The organism is Alkaliphilus transvaalensis ATCC 700919, assembly GCF_000621485.1.
In the GTDB taxonomy this organism is placed as follows: Bacteria; Bacillota; Clostridia; order Peptostreptococcales; family Natronincolaceae; genus Alkaliphilus; species Alkaliphilus transvaalensis.
Genome location: NZ_KK211288.1, coordinates 117657 through 125471, shown reverse-complemented (window position 1 = coordinate 125471; position 7815 = coordinate 117657). Strand labels below are relative to the sequence as shown.

Sequence of the window (7815 nt, the reverse complement as noted above, 5' to 3'; positions counted from 1 at the left end):
TTCAATAGTAAATCCTAAAATTTGCAAACTCACTACGTTCAGACATACAAATTTTTTAACGGATTAACAATTTCATTTCGTTGAGAATGATGGACATGTAGTCAAAGTCATTTCTAATGGATTCATATTTTTTCAGTTGTAAAAGAAGAAAAAAGATAAAGGTAAGGAAAATACAACGTCATGGAGTTACCTACATGAATCATTCTAACAACTGATTCAATAGTAAATTTTCAAATTTGATGTAAGGTGGTGTAATGATGAAGGTACTGGTTATTGGTAATGGTGGTCGGGAACATACCATCGTTTGGAAACTAAAGAAGAGTCCTCTGGTAACAGAAATTTACTGTGCTCCAGGTAATCCTGGGATAGCTAAATTAGCGAAATGTGTCAATATAAAGGTAGAAAATATAGGAGCGTTAGTCGAATTTTCCCGGGAAATGAAAATTAATATGACAATTGTAGGGCCAGAAATTCCCCTTGTGGCGGGAATTGTCGATGAATATAATAAAGCTGGTTTAAAGATTATCGGACCTTCTGGTAAAGCTGCTGAATTGGAGGGGAGTAAATCCTTTTCAAAAAAGTTTATGGAGAAATACAATATACCTACGGCTAGGTTTAACCAAGTCTTTAATTATCAAGATGGCATAGAGGTATTAAAAAATTATACTTTCCCCGTTGTGATTAAAGCTGATGGCCTTGCTGCGGGTAAAGGGGTTCTAATTTGTAATACCATGCAGGAGGCAGAGGAAGGTTTAAGAAACATTTTAGTAGATAAGGTGTTCGGTGATGCTGGTAATGAAGTAGTTATTGAAGAATTTTTAGAGGGAATAGAAACTTCTATACTTTGCTTTGTCGATGGTAAAGATATTATTCCTATGGTAGGAAGTCAAGATCATAAACGGATTTATGATGGGGATCAGGGACCAAATACTGGAGGGATGGGAACTTACTCACCAAATTATATTTATACGGATGAGGTAGCACAATCTGTTAAAGAGAAGATTTTACAACCAACCCTAGAGGGGATTCAGAAGGAAGAAATGGATTATAAGGGAATTCTTTTTATCGGGTTAATGATCACTCGAGATGGACCAAAGGTATTAGAGTATAATGTACGGTTTGGCGATCCAGAAACTCAAGTTGTTTTAATGAGATTAGAAACAGATTTATTTGAAATTTTTCAACATATTTTAGATCAAGAATTAAGTGGAATTGAAATTAAATGGAATAATAACGCTGCAGTTTGTGTTGTTTTAGCTTCTGAGGGTTATCCAGAAGCTTATGAAAAAGATAAAGTAATATTAGGGCTTGAAGCTGTCGCTGATGACGTGGTGGTATTCCATGCAGGTACAGCTATGAAGGAAGATAACTTAGTAACTGCTGGGGGAAGAGTTCTAGGGGTTACGGCTCAAGGTACTACCATCGAAGAAGCTAGGAGTAAGGTATATAACAGCATAGATAAAATATTCTTTGAGGGCAAGACCTACAGAAAAGATATTGCTACAAAGTAAAATGAGAAAATGCCACCCGTTATGACATCATAACAGATGGCATTTTTAATTTATAGACATTATATTTTACAAGAAGGTTTTAATAGAAAGCTTAAAGAAAGTTTATTGATGGTTTGCTGTATTTCTAGTATATTGTATGCATATACGATATCTTTGTTACATTTTGTCATTAAAAAGGCAAATTAACTATTAAATAATTTTGTAGCAATTTTTCATCTCTAACGTAATATAAAGTAAGGCCTTTAGAAGCCTTCAATATACTACACAGGGTGGTGAATAATTATGTCTGAAGCATTATGCCGTCCAACTCCAGGACCAATTGCTGGCTTATTTAAAGACACTGCGTTACTATTCTTCTTCTTGCTATTGGTGATCATCTTCTGTAACTGTGGTATCTTTAGAGGATCAGGTGATAGCTTATTATTCTTCTTCTTACTTTTAGTAGTTCTTTTTACAGGACCTAGGTTATTCGGTATATAACACCTCAGTTTTACCAAATACACAAGTAAAAAATTGGAGTACCTAATGGGGTACTCCAATTTATTTTAGTGGGGCTTATGTTGCTCTTGGGAAATCAAATTGCTTATTTCTTCATCCCATGCTTTTTGATAGAACTTTTCTGAAGCAATAAAATCTACATCCTTAACCATATCTAAAGGCATTACATAGGAATTGATGGTTTTATCGGTAATCAAGTAATCTCTACCATTATAGGTAGAGTCAATGATATCCTGTGGGTTCCTAAAGCTTCCTCTTGACTTGTTCTTCATATAGAGAACTCCCTTCTGATGTTTTATAGAATATAGCTAAGGAAAAGCTAATTAAAATAATTAAATTAGTACACTTAGTATATGAAATAATAAAAAAAATAGCATTAGTAAATTAATCTATAATAATTAAATTTTTTAAAAATTATAAAAAAGATAAAGGATTAGAAGGTTTTTTCGAGAATATACATCTGATCGAAAAAATTGTCACTTAGGGAGGAAAGATTGATGAATGTTGTCATAGTTGGGGGAGGAAATGGTGGGGCTGCAATTCTTAGAACGTTGAATAAAATGCCTCAAATTAATGTAGTAGGTATAGCAGATATTAATGAAAATGCACCAGCAATAAAATTAGCAAAGCAATTAAAAATAGATCATACAAATAATATTAAGGACTTATTTAATAAAAAGTTAGATATTATATTAGAAGTAACAGGTATTCAAAAGGTTAGAGATGAAATAGATGCATTAAATATTGACCGAATACACGTTATGTCGAGTAAAGCTGCAAATTTAATGATGTTACTAGTTGAAAATGAAGAAAAATTATTAGAAAAAATGGAGGAACAAGTTAAAGAACAGGTAGAACAGTTGAATTGTGCTACTGCAGATAATATAGAAAAAATGAAGCTTAGAAATGAAAATACAGTCCATCTTAGCCAAACGTTAAATGAGTTTTCTTCTAAGACAATGAATTTAGTGAAGGAAACTGATAAAATAATTAAAATTATGGGTAGTATTACGCAACAGACAAATATTCTTGGATTAAATGCTTCAATTGAAGCAGCACGAGCAGGTGACCAAGGAAAGGGATTCGCAGTGGTTGCTAAAGAAGTACAAAAATTAGCAAATAATAGTGAAGATTATACAAAACAAATTGCAGACATATTAAAAAGTATTACAGAAGAAGTGGTAAGTGTATCAAAGGATATTCAAGAGCTAAGTGATGTAGCAGAAGAACAAAAACAGATCGGTAATAACTTAGAAGAAGCAATCGAATGTTTAATTAAAAATACAAAATAGCGTTTCTCTGACTAGATATGTGCTAAAGCAAATGGACCTTATATGTTAACGAGGTCTATTTTTTATTGGGTTGTTTTTTGCCCCAGTTTTCTAGCCTTTCTGCAGTCAGATGTATGATCATACCTTATCTATAGATGTTTCTCTTCTATCTAACCCCAAAATCATAGTGAAAAAAATCAATAATACCATAACTCTAGAATTCGTTAAATTCAATAATTCCTTATAATCTAACCTTTGCTAGAAAAAAACTGAATCCAAGAAAAAATTAGTCACTGTCTTAAGATAAAAGTTGACTCTAAATGATAATAACTATATAATGATAATGACATTCGTTTACGACATAATTTTAACTACAAAACGGATCGTATTATTTTAAATATTAAACAGGAAATAACAGATAAGAAAGGAAGCGAACATATTGAAACACAAAAAAATTAAATCTATTTTAGCAATTGTACTATTACTTACTGTATTTTTAACAGCTTGTGGCAAATCACCAGCAACATCATCTAATGGAGATGATAATAACAATCCAACAAACGGAACAGAAACTTCAGACTCATATCCAATGACAATAAAGCATGCCTTTGGCGAAACGGTTATAGAAAAAGAACCAACAAGAATTGCTACTATTTCTTGGGGAAATCAAGATGTACCATTGGCATTAGGAATAGTTCCTGTAGGTGTTTCAGAAGCCAATTATGGTGTAATAGATGGTAGTAGTCTTTTACCATGGACACTAGAAAAGTTTAAAGAATTAGGGGCTGATCCTGTTCTATTTAGAGATACCGATGGTTTAGACTATGAAGCCATTAGTGATGCTCAACCTGATATTATATTGGCTGCTTATTCTGGTATCACTCAAGAAGAATACGAACTACTGAGTAAAATTGCACCTGTTGTAGCATACCCAACCCTTCCATGGCAGACCTTCTGGAGAGACCAGATTGTTATGAATGCAACTGGAATGGGAATGGAAGCAGAAGGAAAAGAGCTTGTAAAAGAACTTGAGAGCCTAATAACAGATAAAATTAGTGAATATCCAGAGATTGAAGGAAAAACTGCAGCCTTTTTCTATTTTAATCCAGCAGATTTAGGAAAGTTCTACATATACCTTCCTAGCGATCCTCGTGCAGCATATCTTACAGACTTAGGTATGATGTTACCAGATAGTATTGCAGCATTAGCTAAGGAATCTGACAGCTTCGCTTTAGAGTTAAGTGCAGAAAATGTAGACTTAATTGAAGACATTGATATTATCATTACCTATGGTAACGATACATTATTAGAGGCAATGCAGGCTAACCCTCTTGTTGGAATGATTCCAGCAGTAAAAAGAGGTTCGGTAGCTATAATTGAAGATGGTACGCCTTTAGCAGCAGCGGGAACACCTAGTGCGCTGTCTATTCCAGCCACCATCGATGAATATTTAACCATAATTGGAGAGGCAGCTGAGAAAGTAGAATGAAAACCTCTAAAATAATCCTATTGCTAAGTGTTAGTTTACTAGGCTTGTCATTATGTATTTTGGCTTCCTTGGCATTTGGGGCACGTTTTATAAGTTTTAATGAAGTGATAGATATTTTAATACATTCCAGAAGGACGACGATTAATGAGATCGTCGTCCATGAAAGGATCCCAAGGACTGTTTTCGGCATTATGGCTGGGGCAGCCCTTGGGGTTTCTGGTGCATTGATGCAGGCCATAACCCGTAATCCAATTGCAGATCCCAGTATTTTAGGTGTTAATACTGGCGCATCTTTATTCGTTGTGGGGGGGATTGCATTTTTTCGTATTAGTACCCCAGGTGAATATATATTGTTTGCATCTATCGGTGCAGCAATTACAGCGGTTTTTGTTTATGGGATAGGGTCTATGGGTCAAGGTGGAGCCACCCCAATTAAGTTGGCTTTAGCTGGAGCAGCCACCAGTGCCGCATTATCTTCTCTGGTTAGTGCAATTATATTACCTCGTACAGATGTGATGAATGCCGTTCGTTTCTGGCAAGTAGGAAGCATCAGTGGTGCTACTTGGGAAGGGATCGTCACGGTACTCCCTTTTCTTATTGTTGGAGTGGTATTAGGTTTGCTGTCAACTCCTGCTTTAGATGCCCTCGCTATGGGGGATGACATCGCAACAGGTTTAGGTGTTCGTACAGGAGTGGTGAGGTTAGTTGGAGCCCTGGCTGGAGTCCTTCTATGTGGTGCTACCACAGCTTTAGCAGGCCCTATAGGGTTTGTAGGTCTGATGGTTCCCCATACAATGCGACTGATCTGCGGCCCTAATTTGAGATGGGTTATACCAATGTCAGCTATTGGAGGAGCCATTCTTTTAATATTATCGGATGTTTTAGGAAGGCTCATTGGTAGCCCAAGTGAGCTAGAGGCAGGAATTGTGACTGCCTTTATTGGTGCTCCAATACTGATTATTATTGCCATGAGATCGAAGGTGCGAGCTTTATGATGGAAGAAAAACTTAAGATTAATAACGTTAAAGAGGGATATCGTCAAAGAAGATTTCGCTGGTTGACAGTAACTCTGCTTTTAGCCCTACTCACATTAGTACTCTGTGTTTCATTACTTTTATTTGGTAATACTAGGTACCCTCTTGATACCGTCATAAGGGTTCTTCTTGGGGAGCAGGTTCAAGGTGCAACCTTTGCTATTGGAACCCTGCGATTACCGAGAATGTTATCGGGTCTCCTTGTTGGGATCGCCTTTGGAATGGCAGGGAGTACTTTTCAAACGATACTAAGAAATCCATTAGCCAGTCCTGATGTAATCGGGATAACGGCGGGGTCTAGTGTAGGGGCAATGATCTGTATATTAGTACTAAAGCTCAGTGGTACTGTAGTTTCAATAGTGGCTGTTATTTCAGGTTTATTGGTGGCAAGCTTGATCTATGCCCTTTCAAAGATAGGAAGCTTTTCAGGTGGAAAGTTGATCCTAGTGGGAATAGGTATTCAGGCAATGTTAAATGCTGTCATATCTTTTTTACTACTTAGGGCCTCCCAATATGACGTACCAGCGGCATATAGATGGTTAAGTGGTAGTCTAAATGGAATGCAAATGGCTAACATTCCTAGTCTATTGATTGTTTTGGTTGTCTTTGGGTCTATCGTTATTCTATTGGGAAGACACCTTAAAATTTTAGAATTAGGGGAGCAATCGGCCATCACCCTTGGTGTCAAAACCGATCTAGTAAGACTTTTATTAGTCCTTAGCGCTGTATTTTTAATCGCCTTTGCTACTTCCGTTACAGGACCTATTGCCTTTGTAGCATTTCTGGCAGGACCGATTGCTACTAAGCTTGTGGGTACTGGCGCCCCAAATGAATTTCCTGCTGGTCTTGTAGGAGCTATTTTAGTACTAGGGGCAGATCTTATTGGGCAGTTTGCCTTCAATACCAGATTTCCAGTAGGGGTGATTACAGGTATTTTAGGAGCACCTTATTTACTCATATTATTAATTAGAATGAATCAAAGAGGAGGTTCAGTATGAAGACTTCACAATCATTGAAAGCCAACCATATCCATGCAGGATATGATAAAAAGATTATTATTGATGGCATTGATATCACTATACCAAACAATAAAATTAGTGTTATTATTGGTGCCAATGCCTGTGGTAAGTCCACTTTACTGAAGACTCTTGCCCGATTAATTCAACCCAGCGTTGGAGAGATCCTTTTAGACGGAAAGAAAATTAGTGAGATACCCCCTAAACAATTGGCACGGGTTTTAGGATTGCTTCCACAGTCGCCAGTTGTGCCAGAGGGGATTACTGTAGCAGATTTGGTTGGTAGAGGAAGATTTCCTTATCAGTCTTTTTTGAAAGGATTAGGGAAAAAAGATTATGAGGCAGTAGAAGAAGCTTTAGAGATTATGGGCATCACCGATTTGGCGAATCGCTGTGTTGATGAACTTTCAGGAGGTCAACGACAACGGGTATGGATTGCTATGGCCCTTGCCCAACAGACGGATATTTTGCTATTAGATGAGCCAACAACATATCTTGATATCACCTATCAGGTGGAAATACTAGATTTACTAACAGATCTCAATAGAAAACGGGGTACTACCATTGTGATGGTCCTTCATGATATTAATTTATCTGCCCGCTATGCAGATTATATCTTTGCCCTACATAAGGGAAAACTGATTAGTGAAGGAACACCCGCAGAAATTATAACTGAGGGATTGATTAAGCAAGTCTTTGACCTTGAATGTTCGGTTATAAAAGACCCAGTGTCTGGTTCTCCTTTTATCGTGCCAAAGGGACGGCATCACGTAAATTATCAAACCTCTTCGGTTACTACTGGCTAGTTACTATAGATAAATTATAAATCATTTAGTTTTAGTAAATATATATGCTTAAAAAAGTAGTAGAGGTTGTTTTCTACTACTTTTTTTCCTATTTTTTAGATGATTAATTTCCTCAATTAATATATGATATTTATTTCTAAATGCTACATGGTATAATACTGATATTAGTTAACTTATCAAATAATAGGTA

At 36.3% G+C, this 7815-nt stretch carries 8 protein-coding genes; 7 read left to right on the top strand and 1 reads right to left on the bottom strand.

Annotated elements, in window-relative coordinates:
* Positions 1-257 precede the first annotated feature (257 nt).
* Both purD and T335_RS22120 read left to right on the top strand, forming a co-directional pair.
* On the top strand, positions 258-1511 hold the full coding sequence (purD, locus tag T335_RS0118870) for a phosphoribosylamine--glycine ligase (RefSeq protein WP_026478905.1): 1254 nt from the start codon (positions 258-260) through the stop codon (positions 1509-1511).
* A gap of 282 nt (positions 1512-1793) precedes the next feature.
* Positions 1794-1991, top strand: a complete 198-nt coding sequence (locus T335_RS22120; RefSeq protein WP_084281506.1) for a hypothetical protein — start codon at positions 1794-1796, stop codon at positions 1989-1991.
* 65 nt (positions 1992-2056) lie between these two features.
* On the opposite strand, the gene T335_RS0118860 is transcribed toward T335_RS22120, so the two are convergent.
* Entirely contained in the window at positions 2057-2281 is a 225-nt protein-coding gene (locus tag T335_RS0118860) for a hypothetical protein (protein ID WP_026478903.1), read from the bottom strand.
* Between the two features lie 225 nt (positions 2282-2506).
* Between T335_RS0118860 and T335_RS22895 the strand changes: the two genes are divergently transcribed.
* The 5 genes from T335_RS22895 to T335_RS0118835 all read left to right on the top strand — a co-directional run bounded on the left by T335_RS22895 (position 2507) and on the right by T335_RS0118835 (position 7625).
* Entirely contained in the window at positions 2507-3301 is a 795-nt protein-coding gene (locus tag T335_RS22895) for a methyl-accepting chemotaxis protein (RefSeq protein WP_026478902.1), read from the top strand.
* A 418-nt stretch (positions 3302-3719) separates the two neighbouring features.
* Positions 3720-4769, top strand: a complete 1050-nt coding sequence (locus tag T335_RS0118850; protein ID WP_026478901.1) for an ABC transporter substrate-binding protein — start codon at positions 3720-3722, stop codon at positions 4767-4769.
* Complete coding sequence (locus T335_RS0118845) at positions 4766-5764, top strand: FecCD family ABC transporter permease (protein ID WP_026478900.1); 999 nt, start codon at positions 4766-4768, stop codon at positions 5762-5764. The genes T335_RS0118850 and T335_RS0118845 overlap by 4 nt, the downstream gene beginning before the upstream one ends.
* Entirely contained in the window at positions 5761-6801 is a 1041-nt protein-coding gene (locus tag T335_RS0118840; protein ID WP_026478899.1) for a FecCD family ABC transporter permease, read from the top strand. Before T335_RS0118845 ends, T335_RS0118840 begins: the two co-directional genes overlap by 4 nt.
* The gene (locus T335_RS0118835; RefSeq protein WP_026478898.1) at positions 6798-7625 is read left to right on the top strand and encodes an ABC transporter ATP-binding protein; all 828 of its coding nucleotides are present in this window, start codon (positions 6798-6800) and stop codon (positions 7623-7625) included. The genes T335_RS0118840 and T335_RS0118835 overlap by 4 nt, the downstream gene beginning before the upstream one ends.
* Positions 7626-7815 lie beyond the last annotated feature (190 nt).

Coding starts and splice junctions, on each gene's coding strand:
- T335_RS0118860 (WP_026478903.1), bottom strand. CDS start 2,281: ATGAAGAACAAGTCAAGAGGAAGCTTTAGGAACCCACAGGATATCATT.
- purD (WP_026478905.1), top strand. CDS start 258: ATGAAGGTACTGGTTATTGGTAATGGTGGTCGGGAACATACCATCGTT.
- T335_RS22895 (WP_026478902.1), top strand. CDS start 2,507: ATGAATGTTGTCATAGTTGGGGGAGGAAATGGTGGGGCTGCAATTCTT.
- T335_RS0118845 (WP_026478900.1), top strand. CDS start 4,766: ATGAAAACCTCTAAAATAATCCTATTGCTAAGTGTTAGTTTACTAGGC.
- T335_RS22120 (WP_084281506.1), top strand. CDS start 1,794: ATGTCTGAAGCATTATGCCGTCCAACTCCAGGACCAATTGCTGGCTTA.
- T335_RS0118840 (WP_026478899.1), top strand. CDS start 5,761: ATGATGGAAGAAAAACTTAAGATTAATAACGTTAAAGAGGGATATCGT.
- T335_RS0118835 (WP_026478898.1), top strand. CDS start 6,798: ATGAAGACTTCACAATCATTGAAAGCCAACCATATCCATGCAGGATAT.